Origin of the sequence: Streptomyces sp. NPDC005820, assembly GCF_040630255.1 — a bacterium.
Lineage (GTDB): Bacteria > Actinomycetota > Actinomycetes > Streptomycetales > Streptomycetaceae > Streptomyces.
In genome coordinates this window covers 305,561-325,005 of the sequence record NZ_JBEXXE010000004.1, presented here as the reverse complement: position 1 = coordinate 325,005, position 19,445 = coordinate 305,561, and the positions used below count along the sequence as shown (strand labels likewise).

Genomic DNA, 19,445 nt, shown 5'->3' with positions numbered 1-19,445 from the left:
AGCCACTGACAACGGGGTTATGCGAGGGTGCTGGTGAAGGCCGCCCAGGCGGAGGGGGTGATGTGGAAGGTGGGGCCGCTGTCGGGGGTGTGCTTGGAGTCGCGGATGTGGATGGCGGTGGGGGAGACGGCGACTTCGAGGCATGCGCCGCCTTCACTGCCGCTGTAGCTCGACTTTCGCCAGTCGAAAGCGACCTCAAGGCATGCGCCGCCCTCGTCTCCGCTGTAGCTCGACTTGAACCACTTCAGTGCTTCGGCGCTCATCGCTCTCCTAGCAGGCGGTCTAGCAGACCCAGCGAGTCCTGAGTGGTCAGGGCCTGTGTCCGCAGCATCGCATATTTGCGCGCCAGGATTGACACCTCATCCGCGTCAGAAACCCACTGGCTGCCGCGCTGGCCTTCGGCGTAAGCAAGGTGCTGATGGTCGGGGGTCTCCACGAGGATGAACGGGCCGTCCAATCCCGCATTGCACGGGCTCCGCATCGGCAGGAACTGCAGCGACACGCACGGCAGTTCTGCCAATGCCCGCAGATGCCGAAGCTGCCCCGGCCGATCCCCGATCTCCAGGTACAGCACCGGCTCCCACACCACGAAGCTCAGCGTCGGCGGGCTCTTTCGGTGCAGGATCTCCTGGCGGTTCAACCGCAGGGCCGTGTACGTCTCGATCTCGTCCTCGTCGTACGCGGGGACCCTGTTGCGCAGTACGGCCCGGACGTACGGCTCGTTCTGGAGGAGGCCGGGCAGGACCGCGTTGTCGTACCAGGAGAGCGCGATCGCCTCCCGCTCGTGCTCCATGTACAGCTCGGCCCACATCGGGAACTGGTCGATCTCGGGGAGGTTGGCCACGCCCGCCGCCAACATGCCCTTGGTGTCGAGGATTTCGTCCAGCAGGGTCGCCAGGTCGGGCTTCAGCGCACGTCTGCCCTGCTCGATCGACGCGATGGTCTCCTCGTCGACCCTCACGAGTCCGGCGAGGCCGATCTGGGTGTGGCCCGCCTCGCGGCGGGCCGTGCCGAGCTGCTTGCCCAGCATCCTCATCGTCGAGTGGTTCTTCTTGCGCTGGCTCATGCTGCTGCCCATCCCCCGGCACGGTCGCCCTTGACCTGGTCGGAACCCGTACGGAAATTCCGTACGGGTTCACTCACTGATCAACGGTAGTCACGTTCCGTGACCCTTGTCCCGTGAACGAGACGATTCAACTCCCGCCCCTGTGCGAGAGGTTCTTCCGGCGTGAGCGGCGTTCCGTGCCGGCCGCGCGGCGGTTCGCGGCGCGGACGCTCGCCGGCTGGGGGCTCGACGGGACCGGGCGCGCCGACGACGTCCTGCTCTGTGTCAGCGAGCTGGTGACGAACGCGCTGCTGCACGGCGTACCGCCCGGCCGTCAGTTCCTGCTGTTCCTGCGGTACGACGGCCGGGTGCTGCGCCTCGAGGTGCACGACAGCGGGCCCGGTGTACCCCGCATCGCCGACGCGTGCGACGAGGGTGGGCGCGGGCTGCTGCTCGTCGCCGCGCTCAGCGACACGTGGGGCGTGCGCGAGCGGGCGCTCGGCAAGGCGGTGTGGTGCGAGTTCGCCGGACTCGGCACGCCCTAGGGGGCGGTCAGAGCTTCTCGGGTGTCCGGATGCCCAGCAGGGACATGCCCTGGTGGAGCGTGCGGGCCGTGACGTCGCACAGGAAGAGACGGTTGCCCACCTGCTCCGGCGTGTCGGCCTTCAGTACCGGGCACTTGTCGTAGAAGGCCGTGTAGAGCGACGCCAACTGGTACAGGTAAGCCGCCACCTTGTGCGGGGCGTACTCCGTCGCCGCCTCGAAGACCGTGTCGCCGAAGGCGTCCAGGTGCAGGCCCAGCGCGCGCTCCGCCGCGTGCAGTTCCAGCTCCGGGTGCGCGAGGGGCCGTACGTCTCCCGCCTTACGCAGGATCGACTGGATACGGGCGTACGCGTACTGGAGGTAGACGGAGGTGTCGCCGTTCAGCGAGACCATCTGGTCCAGGTCGAACTTGTAGTCGCGGTTGGCCGACGTCGACAGGTCCGCGTACTTCACGGCCCCGATGCCGACCTGGGCGGCCCGCTCCCGGATCTCGTCCTCGGTGAGGTCCTGCGCCTTCTCCCGGACGACCTCGGCGGCCCGCTGCACCGCCTCGTCCAGCAGGTCCTCCAGCCGTACCGTCTCGCCCTCACGCGTCTTGAACGGCTTGCCGTCCGCGCCCAGCACCGTGCCGTAGCCCATGTTGTGCGCGGTGACGTCGTCGGTGAGCCAGCCCGCCCGCCGGGCCGTCTCGAAGACCATCTTGAAGTGCAGCGACTGGCGTACGTCCACCACGTAGATCAGCGAGGTGGCCTGCAGGTCGGTGACCCGGTTGCGGATGGCGGTGAGGTCGGAGGCCGCGTAGCCGAAGCCGCCGTCGGCCTTCTGGACGATCAGCGGGACCGGCTGGTCGTCCTTGCCCCGGATGTCGTCGAAGAAGACCACGAGCGCGCCCTCGGAACGGACCGCGACGCCCATCTCCTCCAGCAGGCGGGCCGTCTCGGGCATGCCGTCGTTGTACGCCGACTCGCCGACGATCTCGTCGTCGCGGATCTCCATGTCCAGCTTCTCGAAGACCGAGGAGAAGTAGACCTTCGACTCGTCCACGAACCGCTGCCAGAAGTCGAGCGTCTCCTTGTCGCCGGACTGGAGGGCCACGACCCTCTTCCTCGCCCGCTCCTTGAAGTCCTCGTCCGCGTCGAAGACCGCCCGGGACGCCTTGTAGACCCGGTTCAGGTTCGACATGGCCTGCTCGCCGTCCGTGTCGGTCTCCGCGGACAGCGCGTCCGGGTGCTCGATCAGGTACTGGATGAGCATGCCGAACTGGGTGCCCCAGTCGCCGATGTGATGCCGGCCGATCGTCCGCTCGCCCGTGAAGTCGAGCATGCCGCGCAGGGCGTCGCCGATCACCGCCGAGCGCAGATGGCCGACGTGCATCTCCTTGGCCACGTTCGGCTGGGCGTAGTCGATGACCGTGATGCCCGGGTCCGCCTTGGCCGGGACGCCGAGCCGGTCGCCGTCCGCGTACCGCGCGGCCAGGTTCTGGGTGATCGCCCGGTCCGCGAGCGTGATGTTGAGGAAGCCGGGGCCGGAGACCTCGACGTCCTGGATCAGGTCCGCGCCGGTGGCGATCCCGGAGACGACCTGCGTGGCCAGCTCCCGCGGGTTCGCCTTCGCCTTCTTGGCGAGCGCCAGGATCCCGTTGGCCTGGAAGTCGGCCCGGTCGCTTCGTCGCAGCAGCGGGTCGACTCCGTCGGCTTCCGGGAGGGCGGATGCGAGGGCGTCGGCGAGGCGCTGGTTGACGAGATCCGTGAGCGACGTGACCGAGGTCATGGGGTGGGAGCCGTTCTCCTCGTGGGATTGATAGACGTGGCCAGTATCCCATGGGGGGTAAAGCCGTTTTCCTCGTCGGGAGGCGGTCTGTGACAATGGAGCGTCACCCGTTCAGTAAAGAAGGACGTGCCGATCGTGGCTCAGAGCACCGAGACCACCGACTGGGTCTCCCGTTTCGCGGACGAGGTCATCGAGGAGTCGGAGCGTCGGGCCCCCGGCAAACCTGTCGTCGTCGCGTCCGGTCTCTCCCCGTCGGGCCCCATCCACCTGGGCAACCTCCGCGAGGTCATGACCCCGCACCTCGTCGCCGACGAGGTCCGCCGCCGCGGCCACCAGGTGCGGCACCTGATCTCCTGGGACGACTACGACCGCTACCGCAAGGTGCCCGCCGGCATCGCCGGGGTCGACGACGGCTGGGCCGAGCACATCGGCAAGCCGCTGACCTCCGTCCCGGCCCCCGCCGGGTCGGAGTACCCGAACTGGGCCGAGCACTTCAAGGCCGCGATGACCGAGTCGCTGGCCGAGCTCGGCGTGGAGTTCGACGGCATCAGCCAGACCGAGCAGTACACCTCCGGCGTCTACCGCGACCAGGTCCTGCACGCCGTCGCGCACCGGGCCGACATCGACGCGATCCTCGACCAGTACCGGACCAAGAAGGCCCCGGCCAAGCAGTCGCAGAAGCCCGTCGACGAGGCCGAGCTGGAGGCCGCCGAGGGCTCCGGCGCGGCGAGCGAGGACGACGGCAGCTCCGGCGCCGGGTCCGTCGGGTACTTCCCGTACAAGCCGTACTGCGGCAACTGCGAGAAGGACCTGACGACCGTCACCGCGTACGACGACGACTCCACCGAGCTGACCTACTCCTGCACCGCCTGCGGCTTCTCCGAGACCGTCCGGCTGAACGAGTTCAACCGCGGCAAGCTGGTCTGGAAGGTCGACTGGCCGATGCGGTGGGCCTACGAGGGTGTCGTCTTCGAGCCGAGCGGCGTCGACCACTCGTCCCCGGGGTCCTCCTTCCAGGTCGGCGGCCAGATCGTCGGCATCTTCGGCGGCAAGCAGCCCATCGGGCCGATGTACGCCTTCGTCGGCATCACCGGCATGGCCAAGATGTCCTCCTCGCGGGGCGGCGTGCCCACCCCCGCCGACGCGCTGAAGATCATGGAGCCGCAGCTCCTGCGCTGGCTCTACGCCCGCCGCCGCCCCAACCAGTCCTTCAAGATCGCCTTCGACCAGGAGATCCAGCGGCTCTACGACGAGTGGGACAAGCTGGACGGGAAGGTGGCCGACGGATCGGCCCTTCCGGCGGACGTGGCCGCCCACTCCCGTGCGGTGCGGACCGCCGGCGGTGAGCTGCCGCGGACCTCGCGGGCGCTGCCGTACCGGACGCTCGCGTCGGTCGCGGACATCACCGCAGGGCACGAGGACCAGGCGCTGCGGATCCTGAGCGAACTCGACCCCTCCGACCCGCTCACCGCCCTCGACGAGGCCCGCCCGCGCTACGACAAGGCCGAGGCCTGGATCAACACGCACGTCCCCGCCGACCAGCGGACCATCGTGCGCGACCAGCCCGACGCCGAACTGCTGAAGTCCCTCGACGAGGCGTCCCAGCAGTCCCTGCGGCTGCTGCTCGACGGGCTCGCCGAGCACTGGTCGCTCGACGGACTGACCCACCTCGTCTACGGCGTCCCGAAGGTGCAGGCCGGCTTCCCGGCCGACGCCACGCCCAAGGAACTGCCGCCGGAGATCAAGACCGCCCAGCGGACGTTCTTCGCGCTGCTCTACCACCTGCTCGTCGGCCGCGACACCGGTCCGCGTCTGCCCACGCTGCTGCTCGCGGTGGGGCAGGAGCGGGTGCGGGGCCTGCTCGGCGAGTGACGCCGTGAGAAAGCGCCCGGTGCCTTGGGGCACCGGGCGCTTTCTCGTGTGCGCTCTACGCGATGTGCTCGTCCCTATGCGATGTGCTCTTCCGCCATTTCGGCGTTGAGACGGTTGGAGAAGCGGTTCACCATGCGCTTGGCCTCGGCCTCGGGGAGCGTGATGCCGTAGGTCGCCTCGACGTCGACGAGGAACCCCTTGGGGGTCGGCGCTCCGTTGCCACCCTTGATCGACTCACGGAAGACCTGGTAGTACGCGTCCTCGTCCGGCTCGTAGCCGCCGCCCTCTCCCAGCTCACGGGTGCGGCCGCCCGGGACCACCGGGATGGGGAACGTGCCGGTCTCCTCGGGGGCCGGTTCCTGGCCGGGGGCCGGGGGCTCCTCCTCGTACTGCTCGCGGTACTCGGTGGCCTGCTCCTCCTGCTCGTACCACTGGGCGTACTGCTCGGAGGGGTCGTAGTTGGGGTCGTAGCCGCCGTGGTACGCGACCTCTTGCGGGGGTGTCTGGAACCAGGGGCTCGGGTCGGGGGCCGGCTGGGCCTCCTGGAACGGTTGCCCGGGGTTCTGGGTGCCGCCGGGGTATCCGCGCTGCTCGCTGGGAGGTGCCTCCCCCAGTGCCTGAACGGCCTGGGAGGTGCCCCCAGCGCCCACCCGTGCCACCCCAGCGGCACGATTGCCCGCAGCTATCTCCGCCAGGTGTGCCGGCGGGAGCTCCTGGTGCTGGGGGGCCGGGGGGAGCACCGCCGGCTCTATGCCTGCCGCTGCCAGGCCCGCCGGGGCCGTTTCCGCGAGGGGGACTCCGTAGCGGGCCAGGCGGAGCGGCATCAGGGACTCCACCGGGGCCTTGCGGCGCCAGGCGCGGCCGAAGCGGGAGCGGAGGCGGGCCTGGTAGACGAGACGTTCCTGCTCCAGCTTGATCACCTGTTCGTAGGAGCGCAGCTCCCAGAGCTTCATCCGGCGCCAGAGGAGGAACGTGGGCACCGGCGAGAGCAGCCAGCGCGTGATGCGGACGCCCTCCATGTGCTTGTCCGCGGTGATGTCGGCGATCCGGCCGATCGCGTGCCGGGCGGCCTCGACCGAGACCACGAACAGGATCGGGATCACCGCGTGCATACCCGTGCCCAGCGGGTCCGGCCAGGCCGCCGCGCCGTTGAAGGCGATCGTGGCCGCCGTCAGCAGCCACGCCGTCTGCCGCAGCAGGGGGAAGGGGATCCGGATCCAGGTCAGCAGCAGATCCAGGGCGAGCAGGACGCAGATACCCGCGTCGATGCCGATCGGGAACACATACGAGAAGTTCCCGAATCCTTTTTGCAGGGCCAACTCGCGCACCGCCGCGTACGAGCCGGCGAAGCCGATGCCGGCGATGATCACGGCGCCGGTCACGACCACGCCTATGAGAACGCGGTGCATCCGAGTCAGCTGGATTGGCGCGGCCACCTACTCCCCTCCCCTTGCGTGTTGTTGCGCGCAACAGGGTGGCACATGTGTGCGGCGCACGGGTGTCCGGACCTTCAGCTCTTCATCAGCGCTTCGTGGCGGAAGCCTTGGCCGTCGTCTTCGAGACCGACTTCGTCGCCGTGCTCGACGGGGTCCCGGACGCCGTCGCCTTGGGGGTCGCCGAAGCCGACTTGGAGGGGGACGGGCTGGTCGTCGAGGTCGAACTGCCGCCGCTGCCCTCGCCGTTGGCGGACCTGACCGCCGCCACGACCTCCTGGGCGGCCTTCTTCGCGGACGCCGTCAGAGTGTCGGCGCCGGGCGTCTTCTCACCGGCCAGACCGGCGCCGTTGTAGTCGAGCGTGATGACCACGTTCTCGACCCGGGCCACGATCGTCTGCTGCTTGAAGGCGCCTTCCTTCTTCTTCAGGTCGTAACGCACCACCGTCGCCTGGTCGCCCGTGCCGGTGACGGTCTCCGTCTTGGCGTTCTTGGCGTCCGTCACCGTCTGGGCGGCTTTGACCTGCTTCGCGTAGTACGTCTGCGCCTGCGACTCGGCGTCGCCGGTCGCCGCGTCCGACTCGAAACGCAGCAGGGAGACATTGAGCCAGCGGAACTGCGAGCCCTTGACCCCGTTGTTGTCCAGGCTCGACCAGGAGCAGCTGGCGCGGGCGCCGGTGTCGGAGGAGTCGCCCTCCTTGCCGGACGACGTGCCCTTCGGCACCAGTTCCGTCAGCGTCTTCTTCGACAGCACCTTGCAGGCGCCCGGCAGCGTGGCGTACGCGGCCGCCTCGACCTTGGGAGCGGAGCTCGCGGCGGCGTCGCCGGAGCCGCCCGCGCCCTGCGCGCCGTCCGTCGCGGTGGTGGAGCCGTTCGCCGAGTCCGAGCCGGAGTCCGAGGAGCACGCCGCCGCGAACACCATCACCGGCACCGCGAGCGCGGCGGCCAGGACGCGGTTCAGGCCGCCCGTGCGGGTGGCGCGCTGGTCAAACTGGTCGTCTCGCTGGGCTCGTCGCTGCATGGTTCCTTCACTCATGACGCTCGTGGTTCCTGCGGTCGGATCGGGTCCGAGGGGCCACGGTACGCGGTGAGACAGCTGTGCGGTTCCGCTTCACCCCCTTTGCGGACCCGCCGGGGGTGGACGCCGAAGGCCGTTATCCGGCCAGGGAGTCGGCGAGCTGAGAAGCCAGTTTCCGGGCCTTGTCCTGCATTTCCTTGCTGTCCGGGACGGTTCCGACCGTCGCCGGCTGCTCCTCGTACTCGATGGTCACGATGACGTTGGACGTGCGGAACGCCACAGTCACCGTGCGCTGTTTGACCGTGGAACCGGAGTTGCTGAGCGCGTCGTCGACGAACGCCTCGTCACCGAGGTCGTCCAGCAGGCGGGGCTGGAGGTCGGTGGGGGTGGAGGAGGGGGAGGAGCCGGTGGAGCCGGAGGTGGAAGGGGACGCGGAGGAGGCGGCGGACGGGCTCGATGAAACCGGCGAACCAGATGAACTGGGTGAACCGGATGAACTGGACGAGGGGGTCCCCGTGCCGGAGTCGGAGGCCGTGGGCTCCGGGAGGTCGGCTGCGGTGACCTTCCGCGCGAACAGCTCCTCGGCCTCGTCGTCGTCGCTGACGGAGTTGTCGTAGGAGACGACGCGTTCGAGGTCGACGAAGAGGTGGTTCGTGGCGTCCGCCGACTGCACCTTCCAACGGCAGCCCACCTTGCGGTCCGTGTCGAACGTCGGCGTCGCCTCGCCCTCGTAGGCGGTCTCGCGCTGCTGCTCGTCGGTGAGTTCCTTGATGCCGGGCAGCAGGGAGTCGAGCGTGGAGCGGCCGACGGCGCTGCAGGCCTCGGGGAGGGTCGTGTACTTGCCGGGCTGCGCGGCGGCCGAGGCGGTGCCGGCCTCGCCGGGGTTGGAGTCGTCCGTGGAACCGCCGTTGTCCGAGCTGCCGGTGCAGCCGGCCAGCAGCGCCGCGAGGAGGGCGGCGATGCCGGGTACGTAGGCCTTCCGGTGCACGGTCGGCTCCTCTCGACGGTTCGCGTGGTGATCGCGGGATCGCGTGATCTTGGTCCAGTGTCCCCGCTGCTTAATCGCTTGCCGGACGGGGGCGGCCCCAGCAGACAATGTGTATCGCACGCAACACCGTGGACGCCGGTCCGATGTCCTATTCGTTGATCTTGGCGCCGGTTTTGCGACTTGAGACTTCTGTTGTTGATCCGGGGGATTGGGGCCGATATGTCATACGTGGAAATGCCGGGTGCGAAGGTACCGATCCGGATGTGGACCGACCCGGCGTCGGTGGAGGACGTGGCACTCCAGCAGCTGCGCAACGTCGCCACCCTGCCGTGGATCAAGGGCCTGGCCGTGATGCCGGACGTCCACTACGGGAAGGGGGCGACGGTCGGGTCGGTCATCGCGATGCGGGGTGCGGTGTGCCCGGCGGCGGTGGGCGTGGACATCGGCTGCGGGATGTCCGCGGTGAAGACGTCCCTGACGGCGAACGACCTGCCCGGTGACCTGTCCCGACTGCGCTCGAAGATCGAGCAGGCGATTCCGGTGGGGCGGGGGATGCATGACGATCCCGTCGACGCGGGGCAACTGCATGGTTTCGCGACCGCGGGGTGGGACGACTTCTGGGGGCGGTTCGACGGGGTGGCCGAGGCGGTCAAGTTCCGGCGGGAGCGGGCTTCGAAGCAGATGGGAACACTTGGCTCAGGCAACCACTTCTGTGAAGTATGCGTAGATACGTCCGGTTCTGTATGGCTCATGCTCCACTCCGGATCCCGGAACATCGGCAAGGAACTGGCCGAGCATCACATCGGGGTGGCGCAGAAGCTCCCGCACAACCAGGGGCTGATCGACCGCGATCTGGCGGTCTTCGTCGCCGACACCCCGCAGATGGCCGCTTACCAGAACGACCTCTACTGGGCTCAGGAGTACGCCAAGTTCAACCGGTCGATCATGATGGCCCTCTTCAAGGACGTCCTCCGCAAGGAGTTCAGGAAGGCCCGGGTCACCTTCGAGCCCGAGGTGAGCTGCCATCACAACTACGTGAGCCGTGAGCGCTACGAGGGGGTGGACATGCTCGTCACCCGTAAGGGAGCGATCAGTGCCCGGGCCGGCGAGTACGGAATCATCCCGGGCTCCATGGGCACCGGTTCCTACATCGTGAAGGGCCTCGGGAACGAGAAGTCCTTCAACTCGGCCTCGCACGGCGCGGGTCGGCGCATGAGCCGTAACGCGGCCAAGCGCCGCTTCTCGACGAAGGACCTGGAGGAGCAGACGCGGGGCGTGGAGTGCCGTAAGGACTCCGGCGTCGTGGACGAGATCCCGGGCGCCTACAAGCCGATCGACCAGGTCATCGATCAGCAGCGGGACCTGGTGGAGATCGTGGCGAAGCTCAAGCAGGTTGTTTGTGTGAAGGGCTGATGTGCGTGAGGCCCCCCGGACTCGGGGGGCCTCACGCACATCATTGGTCGCTCGGCGTCAGCATGCGGCTGTTGCGGAGACGCCATCGGCGCATGCGGCAACTTTGCTCGCTGCGTCCGAGTTTCTCGGCCACCGCCGGGATGTCGTCGGACTGGAGAAGCGCATTGTCTTCCGGGGCGGTCCAGCGCCTTGAGTGCACAATGCGCATGTCGTATGGGCGGGTCCATGAGCTGACTGCTTCTGCCTTTACCTGCTTGCGTCCCAGAGACAGGCACCGCGGGTAGTAGAGGTCAGTTGCCAGGAGCTGAGCGGCTTCCTTCTCGTAGGCGATGTTGTAGACCTCGTCGCGCGCGTTGCGATTCGCCGTGCGCTCCGCGCCGGTGAGTTCACGTGCGTAGGCGCTCAGGTACGCAGCGATGGCCGTGCTGGAGGTGGTCAGGCAAACGAAAGGGATTCCCTGGCCCGCGTAGCCGACGGAGCCGTCGGCATCGATGATGCCGCGCAAGTAGTCCCGGCGTGAGAACTCGACGCTTGGTGGGGCGATGGTCTGTGACTTGCGGCCGTACGGCATACCGAGTTCGTTGAGCTTCGTCCGAGCCTCCAGTGAACACAGGGTCCACGTCGCCGAGTGGTATTCCTCGACGAAGTTCGTGGATCGGGTGCGCTCGGCGACGCGGCTGTTGTACGGCGTCAAATGCTTGAACCGGTACAGCAGATCGATGTCCCTGATGTTGAGTTCCACGCTCAGACGGCCTTTCTGGCCGACGCCTTGGTGCAGGTGCCCGTCCGCCTGCAAGAACCCGAACATGTACGCGTACTCCGGGATCGTCAGGTCCATGAACCGGTGGGCGTTAGGCTCGCAGTCAGCCATGAGGAAGTTGTTCCTTCCTTGCTGGTCAGGTCCTCGGCCGGGATGCCGCCCAGCCGGGGGCCGTCATGTTTGACGTTCTACTGCGAGGCTAAGTCGCTGGTTCGGGCTTCGATCGGGTGATCGGTGATGTTCACCCGTACGGGTTCAGAAGAGCCGTTTCTCCAGGAGTGTCACCGCGTACGGGCTGCCCGATCCGGCGTTCTTTTCCCGTTGTTCGCCTACGACCGTGTAGCCCGCCGCCTCGTAGTACGTGCGCAGGCGGGGGTTGGAGGAGAGGCAGTCCAGGCGGGCGTAGGGGCGGCCCGCTGCGGTGATGCGGGATTCGGCGTGGGTGAGCAGGGCGCGGCCCGTTGCCGGGGGTGCCGTGTACGGGGTCGTCATCAGGCGGTGGATGTAGCCCGCGTCGGGTGGGCGGGGGCCCCAGGCGGACGGGTCGTCCCACCAGAGTTCGTACGCGCCGGTCGGAGAGGCGTCCGTGTGGGACAGCCAGATCTCGCCTGACTCCATGCGGTCGCGGAAGTGGGTCTCGTTCTTCTCGCCCGGCTTCCACTGGTCGATGCCGTGGGCGAGTTGCCAGAGGGCGGCCGTGTCGCGGAGGCGGACCAGGAGGGGGGCCTCGGCCGGGGTCGCCCTGCGGAAGGCCGGGGGTGGGCAGGCTGTGGGGACGGGTTCGAGGAGGCGGGTGCGGAGGGCGGCGGAGAGGGGCGTCGCGTTCAGGCCCAGGGCCTCCGTCACATACGACTCCACCGAGCCGTGGCGGTTCCGCAGGCCGGTGAGGAACAGGCGCATCGCCGAGGCGGGTGCGCGGCCGAAGGCCGGCCAGGCGGGGGAGCGGCCCTCGTTGCGCGCGCGCCAGTCGGACAGCAGGGCCTCGGTGGCCAGTTCGGTCAGGGTGAAGTCGAAGACGATCGTCTCGTCGGGGATGTTCAGGAGGGAGAGGACCAGGGCCGCGAGCTGGCCTGTGCGGTCCTTGCCCGAGGCGCAGTGGAAGGTGAGGGGGGCGTCCGCGCGGGCGATCAGTTCCAGTGCCGCCGCCAGTTCCTTCGTGCCGTCCTGCGCCACCTCCATGTAGCGCTCGGCGAGGTAGGGGCCCGGGTCCACGTCCGGGGTCTGTGCCGCCTGGTTGTAGGGACGGTGTTCGATGCTGAGGTTGTGGTACGCGAAGGAGGGGTCCGTCGGGACCCGGCCCCGGGCGTCGGCCTCCCAGGGGTGGCGGAGGTCGATCACCGTGCCCACGGAGAGGGACAGGAAGCGGTGCCAGTCGGGGGTGTCCCTCGTCAGCCTGCCCAGGGAGTCCGCGCGGTAGAGGCGGCCGGGGCGGATGCGGAGGCCGTCGGTGGTGCGGTAGCCGCCCAGGTCGCGGAAGTTGTGCAGCTTGTCGAACGCGAGGTGTCTGTCCACGGCGTGACCCTATGCGGAGGGTCCGGAACCGGGTGGGGGCGAACTGGTGTCTTAGGTTGGCCAGTTCGGGTCGTTGACACGGGGGTGTCGGATGAAGCGGATGCGTGGGCCGGTGACGGTGGCGGGGCTTGTGGTTGTTGTGGGGGCTCTGCTCGCCGGATGTTCGCAGGGGTACGAGGACGAGCGGGGGAAGGGGGACGCGCCGGTCGCCGGGAAGGCGGGGGACGACACTCCCGCCGAGGTGTTCAACATGCCGGACGGGTTCGGGAACCTCGCCACCAAGTGTGTGGGGCACGGGTTCCGGGCGTATGTGACGACCAACGCGACCGGGCCGTCCAATGTGCAGATCGTCGAGGACAAGACATGCGGGGGGTGACGGCGGCCGGGGTGGTGGCCGGGCTCGTTCTCGCGCTCGGCGGGTGTGCTTCGCAGCAGTACTACGAGGAGCGGGGGAAGGCCGACGCCCCGGTCGCGGGGAAGGCGGGGGAGGACTCCGCCGCCGAGGTCTACAACTTCCCCGACGGGTTCGGGAACCTCGCCACCAAGTGCGTGGGGAAGGGCAAGCGGGCGTACGCCACGACGAAATTCGTGCAGCAGCAGGACGAGGACGACGTGATCATCATTCCGGCCAATGCCGTGATCGTCGAAGATCCGGCGTGTCAGGCGCCCTGAGCTGTCACTTCGCGTGCCGTACCGCGTAGATCATGACGAACGCCACGATGTGGATGCCGAAGAGGAAGTAGCCGAGCCACCACCACATCTGGCGTTCGTCGTGCGGCCCCTGTGGGTCCTTGGACACCATCACAGCTCCCGGTGGACCTTGGTGTTCGACGCCTGGGCGCGGGGGCGCAGCACCAGGAGGTCGACGTTGACGTGGCTGGGGCGGGTCACCGTCCAGGCGATGGTGTCGGCGACGTCGTCGGCGGTGAGGGGGTCGGCGACGCCCTCGTAGACCTTGGCGGCCTTGTCCTCGTCGCCGCCGAAGCGGGTGAGGGCGAACTCGTCGGTCTTGACCATGCCGGGGGCGATCTCGATGACGCGGACCGGCCGGCCGACGATCTCCAGGCGGAGGGTCTCGGCGAGGACGTGGGCGCCGTGCTTGGCGGCGACATAGCCGGCGCCGCCCTCGTAGGTGCCGTGGCCGGCCGTGGAGGAGACGACGACGATCGTGCCGTCGCCGCTCGCGTCCAGCTTGGGCAGCAGGGCCTGGGTGAGGTTGAGGGTGCCGATGACGTTCGTCTCGTACATCGAGCGCCAGTCGGCGGGGTCGCCGGTGGCCACCGGGTCGGCGCCGAGCGCGCCGCCCGCGTTGTTGATCAGGACGCCGACGGTCGTGAAGGCGGTCGCGAACTCGTCGACGGCCGCGCGGTCCGTGACGTCCAGCTGGTAGGCGGCCGCCGAGCCGCCCGCCGCGACGATCTCCTCGGCCAGCGCCTCGATCCGGTCCTTGCGGCGGGCGGTGAGGACGACGCGGTAGCCGGCTGCGGCGAGCCGGCGGGCCGTGGCGGCGCCGATTCCGCTGCTCGCACCGGTGACGACGGCGATGCGGGAGGCGGCGGACGGTGCGGCGGTGGCCATGGGACTGCTCCTCGGACGTGGTCGGGTGCCTGCCCGCCAGGATAGGTGCGAAAATCGGGGTGGGTGATCCTCTGTCCGGGAGGTGGACCATGGGACAGGCGCGAGAGGTCATGGACCGGCTCACTGAGGCGCTGACCACGAAGACGGATCCGAAGGTCATCGGTGAGCTCTTCGCGGAGGACGCCGTCGCCGTCACACCCGACGGCGGGGAGCTGCGCGGCCGGGACAGCATCGTCGAGTACTGGCGTCAGATGACGGACATGGTGCCCGAGGCGCGCTACGAGCCGGTGCACGCGTACGAGGTCGGTGACACGGCCATCGACGAGGGGTTCTTCGCCGGTCGCAACACCGGGCCGATCCAGTTGCCGACCGGGGAGTCGCTGCCCGCGACGGACAAGGAGATCAGGATTCGCGGGGTGGACTTCGCGAAGGTCGACGCGCAGGGCCGGATCGTCGACTACCGGCTCTACTTCGACGAGATGGAGTTCCTGGGGCAGCTGGGGCTGCTGCCCGAGGACCTGCCGTAAGACGCCCGCTCACTCGCCGCGCGGGGCCCACATGATCACGGCCATGCCCGCGAGGCAGATCAGCGCGCCCGCGATGTCCCAGCGGTCGGGCCGGTAGCCGTCGGCGACCACGCCCCACAGGAGCGAACCGGCGACGAAGATCCCGCCGTACGCGGCGAGGACACGGCCGAAGTGGGCGTCGGGCTGGAAGGTGGCGACGAAGCCGTAGGCGCCGAGGGCGAGGACTCCGCCGGTGGCCCAGAGCCAGCCGCGGTGCTCGCGCACGCCCTGCCAGACCAGCCAGGCGCCGCCGATCTCGAGGACGGCGGCGAGGACGAAGAGGGCGGCGGAGCGCAGCACGAGCATGCCGCTCAGCCTGGCATGCCGGTGCGCGTCACCTGTTGGAGGGCGCCTCACCGCCCGCTCCCCGTGGGATACATCCCACCGGTGGGACCCACCGGTAGGACCCGGCCGACGGAGGAGTGGTGGTATGCGCAGGATGCGGGGGCTCGCCGTGTGGGGGGCCATGGGGGTGCTGGCGGTGGGCTCGCCCACGCCGGCGGCGGCCGAGGCGGGGGAGGCGAGGGAGGCGAGGGAGGCGGCCGAGGCGGATCTGTCGTATCACGGGTTCGCGGTCATGCACGGCGGGCGGGTCGACGTACGGCTCACTCCGCGCAACCACGGTCCGGCGGACGTGGCCGACGCGACCGTACGGCTGCGCTGGTCGGTGCCGCTGGCGGCGCGGGCCCAGCGGCTGCCGGACGGGTGTGCGCGGACCGGGGAGCGGTCGGTGGTGTGCCGTACGGGCGCGCTGGCGGCGGACACGCTGGGGGAGCGGATCGAGCTGGGGGTGTGGCTGCGGGGCCGGCCGGCGGAGGCGACGCTCGCGGTCGACACGGTGTGGGCGGGCGGGGCCGTGGACCGGAACCGGGCCAACGACCGGCAGCAGGTGCTGGTGCTGGACACCGGGGACGCCTACTACTTCTGAGGGCCGTGAGGTCCCTGAGTACGATCTCGGCAGGCGGCGCTGACGAAGGGGTTGGGCGATGTCCGGGAACGTGCGGTCGAGGCTGCTGGACGAGCTGTCCGTGGTCTCCCGCCGGTACGTGGCGTCGTACGCCCTGTTCAATCAGGCGCTGGCGGACCGGCTCGGGCTGCATCCGACCGATCTGCAGTGTCTGAACCTGCTGACGCTGGAGCCGGAACCGGTGACCGCGGGCCGGGTGGCCGAGCTGACGGGGCTGACCACGGGGTCGGCGACGCGGCTGGTGGACCGGCTGGAGCGGGCGGGGTACGTGGTCCGGGAACGGGACGCGGTCGACCGGCGGCGGGTGCTGGTGGCGCCGGTGCCGGAGCGGATCGCGGAGTTCGGGCGGATGTGGGAGCGGCTGGGCGGGGACCGTACGCCCCTGTTCGTGGATCTGGCGGACGCGGAACTGGCCGTGATCGTGCGGCACATGAGGCGGACGGTGGAGTTCCACGGGGAGCGGATCGCACGACTGCGGGAAGGCCGGGTGTAGGGGGACATGCGGGACACGGGCATACCGGACTTCCGGGACTCCGAGACGCTGGAGTTCGGTGTGGTGCAGGCCCGTCGGCAGGCCGAGGCGGTCGAGGCGGCTGAGGCGGTCGGGGCCGGGGCCGGGGCCGGGACCGTGCGGGGGCTGCCCCGGCACTGGCTTCTGGTGCTGCTCGGCGCGGCGGTGCTGCCGGGGGCGGTGCTGGTGGTCGTGGGGCGGGGGCTGGAGGAGCCCGCCGTGCAGGCGTGGCGGACGGTGTGTCTGGCGGTCACCGTGCAGGCGCTGCCGTTCCTGTTGCTGGGGACGGCGCTGTCGGGGGCGATCAACGCGTTCGTGCCGGCGAGTGTGTTCGGGCGACTGCTGCCGAAGCGGCCGGCGCTCGCGGTGCCGGTGGCGGGGATGGCGGGGGTGGTGCTGCCGGGGTGCGAGTGCGCGTCCGTGCCGGTGGCGAACAGTCTGATCGGGCGGGGGGTCACTCCGGCGGCGGCGTTCGCGTTCCTGCTGTCGGCGCCCGCGATCAATCCGGTGGTGCTGACGGCGACGGCGGTGGCGTTCCCGGGCAGCCCGGAGATGGTGCTGGCCCGGCTGCTGGCCTCGCTGGTGACGGCGGCCGTGATGGGCTGGCTGTGGCTCTGGCTGGGGCGCGAGGAGTGGCTGCGGCCTGCCGTACGGCACACCGGGCACCGGCCGGGGCACAGCCGCTGGGAGGAGTTCCGGCAGGGTTTCCAGCACGACTTCCTGCACGCGGGGGGTTTCCTGGTGGTCGGGGCGATGGCGGCGGCGACGTTCAATGTGGCGGTGCCGCGGTCGGTGCTGGAGGTGTTCTCCGGTTCGCCGTGGCTGTCGGTGCTGTTCCTGGCGGCGCTGGCGATCCTGCTGGCGGTGTGCAGCGAGGCGGACGCGTTCGTGGCGGCCTCGCTGAGCGGGTTCTCGCCGGTGGCGCGGCTGGCGTTCATGGTGGTGGGGCCGATGGTCGATCTGAAGCTGATCGCGTTGCAGGCGGGGACGTTCGGCCGGGCCTTCGCGGTCCGGTTCTCCTCGGCGACGGTCGTCGTCGCGGTGGTGTGCAGCGCGGTCGTGGGAGGGGTGCTGTTGTGAAGCGGTTCGTGCAGGTCGCGTTGCTGGTGCTGGGTGGGCTGGGGCTGTTGCAGACCTCGCTGTTCACGGACGAGTACCTGCGGTTCGTGAAGCCGGGGATGCGGTGGCTGCTGGTCGTGTCGGGGGTGGTGCTGGTGGGGCTGGGGGTGCTGGAGGCGCTGGCCGCGCGCGGACGGCGGGACCAGCACGAGGAGCAGGATCGGCATGGGGTGCATGGGGTGCATGGGGTGCATGGGGTGCCTGGGGGCCATGAGGGGCATGAGGGGCATGAGGGGCACGGCCATGACCACTCCCGGGTGCCGCGCGTCGCCTGGCTGCTGTTCCTGCCGGTACTGAGCCTGCTGTTCTACGCCCCGCCCGCGCTCGGCTCGTACACGGCCTCGCGGGAGCCGGCCAAGGTGGTCGCGGTGCAGGACGACGGGTTCGATCCGCTGCCGGCGACCTCGCCGCTGCCGGTCACGCTGACCGAGTTCACCCAGCGGGTGCAGCAGGACCGCAGCCGGGCGATCAAGGGGCGCGCGGTGCGGCTGACGGGGTTCGTCTCGCCGGCCGACGGGGGCGGCTGGTATCTGACGCGGATCCTCATCAGCTGCTGTGCGGCGGACGCGACCACGCTGAAGGTACGGGTGTACGGCGGCACCCCGCCGAAGGCGGACACCTGGGTGACGGTGACCGGGACCTGGCACCCGAGCGGGAAGCTGGGCACCTCGTCGGCGGCGGTGGCGTTGGACGCCCGCAGCCTGAAGAAGGTGCGCAAGCCGTCGAACGCGTACATGGACGCGCTACCCCTGGGCTGAGGCGGTGGCCGAGGCGAGCGCGTAGGCCGTGGGTGACACCCCCACCGTCGCCTTGAAGTCACGGGCCAGGTGGGCCTGGTCGGCGTAGCCCAGGTCCGCCGCCAGGGCCGCCCAGTCCAGCGCCTCCTGGGTGCCCGCCCGCTCCAGGGCCTCGTGGAGGCGGTAGCGGAGGATGGCCCACTTCGGGCTGACGCCGACGTACCCGGCGAACAGGCGCTGCAGGGATCGTACGGACACGCCCTCGGCGTGGGCGAGGTCGTCGACGCGGCGCAGGGTGAGGTCGGCGCGGGCCTGCTCCACGAGGGCCATGGCCCGGTCGGCCCGGGGGTCGGGCACGGGGTCGAGGGCGAGCAGGAAGGCGTCGAGGGCGGCCACCCGGGCGGTGTCGTCGGCGGGCGTGACGATCGCGCGGGCGGTGTCGGGGCGGGCGGACGGGAAGACGTCGTGGGCGGGCAGCGCGCGGCCCGTCCAGTGGGAGACGGGCGGGCCGGGGGCGTAGGGCCGGAAGCCGCCGGGGCGGAACTTCACCCCGCAGACCCGGCCGCGCCCGCTGAGCTTGCGGGTGTAGAGGCCGCGTACGACCCCGGTCAGTTCGGCGTAGGGCGGCCCTTCGTCCTCGTCCCACTGGAAGGTGAGGTTGACGGCGGGGTGCGGGACGATGTGGGAGGCGTACGGCTCGGGCAGGTCCCAGTCGATAAGCCAGTACGTCTCGACATGGCGGCGCAGCGGCTCGGCGGGCGGGTGGCGGCGGAACCGCACCCGGGTCAGCAGCCCGGCCGGGTCGACGATTCCCCGGGTGTCGCGGCGGGGTGCGGCCATGGTCGGATCGTATGTCGTGTTTCTTCAAGAAGGGTCGGTGCCGGTTTTCCTACGGTCGGGGCATGGACATTCAGACGGACACACAGATGGCGTACGGCATCGGTGAGCTGCTGGGCAGGGCGCGGGAGCGGGCCGTGCCGGTGGTGCGGGGGATCGGGGACGGGGCGCTGGGCGCTGCCACGCCCTGTGCGGAGTACGACGTGAAGGCCCTGGTCAACCATGTGTTCCAGGTGGTCGAGCAGTTCCAGCGGCTGGCGGCGAAGGAGGCGTCGGACTTCGGCGCGGCGACGCCCGACCGGGTGGGGGCGGGGCCGGACTGGCGGGAGGGGTTCGCGGTGGAGGCGGACCGGCTGGTGGCGGCCTGGTCGGCGCCGGGGGCGGAGGAGGGGACGACCGGGGCGATGGACATGCCGGCCCGGCTGGTGGGGGCGATGGCGCTGCTGGATCTGACCGTGCACGCGTGGGATCTGGCGCGGGCGACCGGGCAGGGGTACCCGGGGGCGGACGAGGTGGTGGTGGAGGTGCTGCTGGGCGTGGTGGCCGAGCTGGCGCCGACGGCCCGGCGGATGGGGGTGTTCGGGGAGCCGGTGGCGGCGCGGGAGGGGGCGCCGGCGTTCGAGCGGCTGCTGGCGGCGACGGGGCGGGATCCGTACGGGTGGAAGGGGAACGGGTGACGGGCCCTCCGGGGGAGAGGGGGAGGGGGGCGGGGGTTCGAGGGCGGGTGCGGGTCCGGTGGGGGCTGGTCGCGCAGTTCCCCGCGCCCCTAAAGGCGT

23 protein-coding genes are annotated in these 19,445 nt (G+C 70.1%); 11 read left to right on the top strand and 12 right to left on the bottom strand.

What is annotated here, in order from left to right:
- Positions 1–17: 17 nt before the first annotated feature.
- Together ABZ464_RS07325 and ABZ464_RS07320 are read right to left on the bottom strand one after the other, a co-directional pair.
- Positions 18–263, bottom strand: coding sequence for a DUF397 domain-containing protein (locus ABZ464_RS07325; RefSeq protein ID WP_359272168.1), 246 nt, complete (start codon positions 261–263; stop codon positions 18–20).
- Positions 260–1,078 (bottom strand): helix-turn-helix transcriptional regulator, encoded by an 819-nt coding sequence (locus tag ABZ464_RS07320; RefSeq protein WP_359272165.1) that lies wholly within the window; start codon positions 1,076–1,078, stop codon positions 260–262. Before ABZ464_RS07320 ends, ABZ464_RS07325 begins: the two co-directional genes overlap by 4 nt.
- A gap of 101 nt (positions 1,079–1,179) precedes the next feature.
- On the opposite strand from ABZ464_RS07320, the gene ABZ464_RS07315 reads away from it, so the two are divergent.
- Positions 1,180–1,590: an ATP-binding protein gene (locus tag ABZ464_RS07315; protein WP_359272162.1), complete on the top strand. Its 411-nt coding sequence runs from the start codon at positions 1,180–1,182 to the stop codon at positions 1,588–1,590.
- A 7-nt stretch (positions 1,591–1,597) separates the two neighbouring features.
- Here ABZ464_RS07315 and argS read toward each other — a convergent pair whose 3' ends face one another.
- The gene (gene argS, locus ABZ464_RS07310) at positions 1,598–3,358 is read right to left on the bottom strand and encodes an arginine--tRNA ligase (RefSeq protein ID WP_359272159.1); all 1,761 of its coding nucleotides are present in this window, start codon (positions 3,356–3,358) and stop codon (positions 1,598–1,600) included.
- 126 nt (positions 3,359–3,484) lie between these two features.
- Here argS and lysS point away from each other — a divergent pair, with 126 nt between their 5' ends.
- Complete coding sequence (gene lysS, locus ABZ464_RS07305) at positions 3,485–5,230, top strand: lysine--tRNA ligase (RefSeq protein ID WP_359272156.1); 1,746 nt, start codon at positions 3,485–3,487, stop codon at positions 5,228–5,230.
- A 74-nt stretch (positions 5,231–5,304) separates the two neighbouring features.
- On the opposite strand, the gene ABZ464_RS07300 is transcribed toward lysS, so the two are convergent.
- The 3 genes from ABZ464_RS07300 to ABZ464_RS07290 form a co-directional block, all read right to left on the bottom strand.
- The gene (locus ABZ464_RS07300; protein ID WP_359272153.1) at positions 5,305–6,666 is read right to left on the bottom strand and encodes a DUF2637 domain-containing protein; all 1,362 of its coding nucleotides are present in this window, start codon (positions 6,664–6,666) and stop codon (positions 5,305–5,307) included.
- Positions 6,667–6,751: 85 nt separating this feature from the next.
- Positions 6,752–7,699: a DUF3558 domain-containing protein gene (locus ABZ464_RS07295; protein ID WP_359272151.1), complete on the bottom strand. Its 948-nt coding sequence runs from the start codon at positions 7,697–7,699 to the stop codon at positions 6,752–6,754.
- 118 nt (positions 7,700–7,817) lie between these two features.
- Positions 7,818–8,669 carry a DUF3558 domain-containing protein gene (locus ABZ464_RS07290; RefSeq protein ID WP_359272148.1) on the bottom strand — a complete coding sequence of 284 codons (852 nt, stop codon included), beginning with the start codon at positions 8,667–8,669 and terminating at the stop codon, positions 7,818–7,820.
- Between the two features lie 219 nt (positions 8,670–8,888).
- Here ABZ464_RS07290 and ABZ464_RS07285 point away from each other — a divergent pair, with 219 nt between their 5' ends.
- Positions 8,889–10,082: an RtcB family protein gene (locus ABZ464_RS07285; protein ID WP_359272145.1), complete on the top strand. Its 1,194-nt coding sequence runs from the start codon at positions 8,889–8,891 to the stop codon at positions 10,080–10,082.
- A gap of 40 nt (positions 10,083–10,122) precedes the next feature.
- Here ABZ464_RS07285 and ABZ464_RS07280 read toward each other — a convergent pair whose 3' ends face one another.
- Together ABZ464_RS07280 and ABZ464_RS07275 are read right to left on the bottom strand one after the other, a co-directional pair.
- Positions 10,123–10,953, bottom strand: a complete 831-nt coding sequence (locus tag ABZ464_RS07280) for an LAGLIDADG family homing endonuclease (RefSeq protein WP_359272142.1) — start codon at positions 10,951–10,953, stop codon at positions 10,123–10,125.
- Between the two features lie 144 nt (positions 10,954–11,097).
- On the bottom strand, positions 11,098–12,354 hold the full coding sequence (locus ABZ464_RS07275; protein WP_359272139.1) for a tyrosine-protein phosphatase: 1,257 nt from the start codon (positions 12,352–12,354) through the stop codon (positions 11,098–11,100).
- Between the two features lie 91 nt (positions 12,355–12,445).
- Here ABZ464_RS07275 and ABZ464_RS07270 point away from each other — a divergent pair, with 91 nt between their 5' ends.
- On the top strand, positions 12,446–12,730 hold the full coding sequence (locus tag ABZ464_RS07270; RefSeq protein WP_359272136.1) for a hypothetical protein: 285 nt from the start codon (positions 12,446–12,448) through the stop codon (positions 12,728–12,730).
- Positions 12,718–13,026 carry a hypothetical protein gene (locus tag ABZ464_RS07265; protein WP_359272133.1) on the top strand — a complete coding sequence of 103 codons (309 nt, stop codon included), beginning with the start codon at positions 12,718–12,720 and terminating at the stop codon, positions 13,024–13,026. The genes ABZ464_RS07270 and ABZ464_RS07265 overlap by 13 nt, the downstream gene beginning before the upstream one ends.
- A gap of 4 nt (positions 13,027–13,030) precedes the next feature.
- Here ABZ464_RS07265 and ABZ464_RS07260 read toward each other — a convergent pair whose 3' ends face one another.
- Complete coding sequence (locus ABZ464_RS07260) at positions 13,031–13,156, bottom strand: hypothetical protein (RefSeq protein WP_359272130.1); 126 nt, start codon at positions 13,154–13,156, stop codon at positions 13,031–13,033.
- The gene (locus ABZ464_RS07255) at positions 13,156–13,932 is read right to left on the bottom strand and encodes an SDR family NAD(P)-dependent oxidoreductase (protein ID WP_359272127.1); all 777 of its coding nucleotides are present in this window, start codon (positions 13,930–13,932) and stop codon (positions 13,156–13,158) included. Before ABZ464_RS07255 ends, ABZ464_RS07260 begins: the two co-directional genes overlap by 1 nt.
- Before the next feature lie 89 nt (positions 13,933–14,021).
- Between ABZ464_RS07255 and ABZ464_RS07250 the strand changes: the two genes are divergently transcribed.
- The gene (locus ABZ464_RS07250) at positions 14,022–14,459 is read left to right on the top strand and encodes a nuclear transport factor 2 family protein (protein ID WP_359272124.1); all 438 of its coding nucleotides are present in this window, start codon (positions 14,022–14,024) and stop codon (positions 14,457–14,459) included.
- A gap of 9 nt (positions 14,460–14,468) precedes the next feature.
- Here ABZ464_RS07250 and ABZ464_RS07245 read toward each other — a convergent pair whose 3' ends face one another.
- On the bottom strand, positions 14,469–14,804 hold the full coding sequence (locus ABZ464_RS07245) for a YnfA family protein (protein ID WP_359272121.1): 336 nt from the start codon (positions 14,802–14,804) through the stop codon (positions 14,469–14,471).
- 124 nt (positions 14,805–14,928) lie between these two features.
- On the opposite strand from ABZ464_RS07245, the gene ABZ464_RS07240 reads away from it, so the two are divergent.
- Genes ABZ464_RS07240 through ABZ464_RS07225 form a run of 4 tightly spaced genes read left to right on the top strand, consistent with a single transcriptional unit; the run spans position 14,929 to position 17,853 of the window.
- On the top strand, positions 14,929–15,426 hold the full coding sequence (locus tag ABZ464_RS07240) for a hypothetical protein (RefSeq protein WP_359272118.1): 498 nt from the start codon (positions 14,929–14,931) through the stop codon (positions 15,424–15,426).
- A 58-nt stretch (positions 15,427–15,484) separates the two neighbouring features.
- Positions 15,485–15,958, top strand: a complete 474-nt coding sequence (locus tag ABZ464_RS07235; RefSeq protein ID WP_359272115.1) for a MarR family winged helix-turn-helix transcriptional regulator — start codon at positions 15,485–15,487, stop codon at positions 15,956–15,958.
- Positions 15,959–15,964: 6 nt separating this feature from the next.
- Positions 15,965–17,056: a permease gene (locus ABZ464_RS07230; RefSeq protein WP_359272112.1), complete on the top strand. Its 1,092-nt coding sequence runs from the start codon at positions 15,965–15,967 to the stop codon at positions 17,054–17,056.
- Positions 17,053–17,853: a TIGR03943 family protein gene (locus ABZ464_RS07225; protein WP_359272109.1), complete on the top strand. Its 801-nt coding sequence runs from the start codon at positions 17,053–17,055 to the stop codon at positions 17,851–17,853. The genes ABZ464_RS07230 and ABZ464_RS07225 overlap by 4 nt, the downstream gene beginning before the upstream one ends.
- On the opposite strand, the gene ABZ464_RS07220 is transcribed toward ABZ464_RS07225, so the two are convergent.
- Entirely contained in the window at positions 17,839–18,672 is an 834-nt protein-coding gene (locus ABZ464_RS07220; protein ID WP_359272106.1) for a helix-turn-helix domain-containing protein, read from the bottom strand. The two genes, ABZ464_RS07225 and ABZ464_RS07220, sit on opposite strands and share 15 nt — an antisense overlap.
- A 62-nt stretch (positions 18,673–18,734) precedes the next feature.
- Here ABZ464_RS07220 and ABZ464_RS07215 point away from each other — a divergent pair, with 62 nt between their 5' ends.
- Positions 18,735–19,346, top strand: a complete 612-nt coding sequence (locus tag ABZ464_RS07215; protein WP_359272103.1) for a TIGR03086 family metal-binding protein — start codon at positions 18,735–18,737, stop codon at positions 19,344–19,346.
- Positions 19,347–19,445 lie beyond the last annotated feature (99 nt).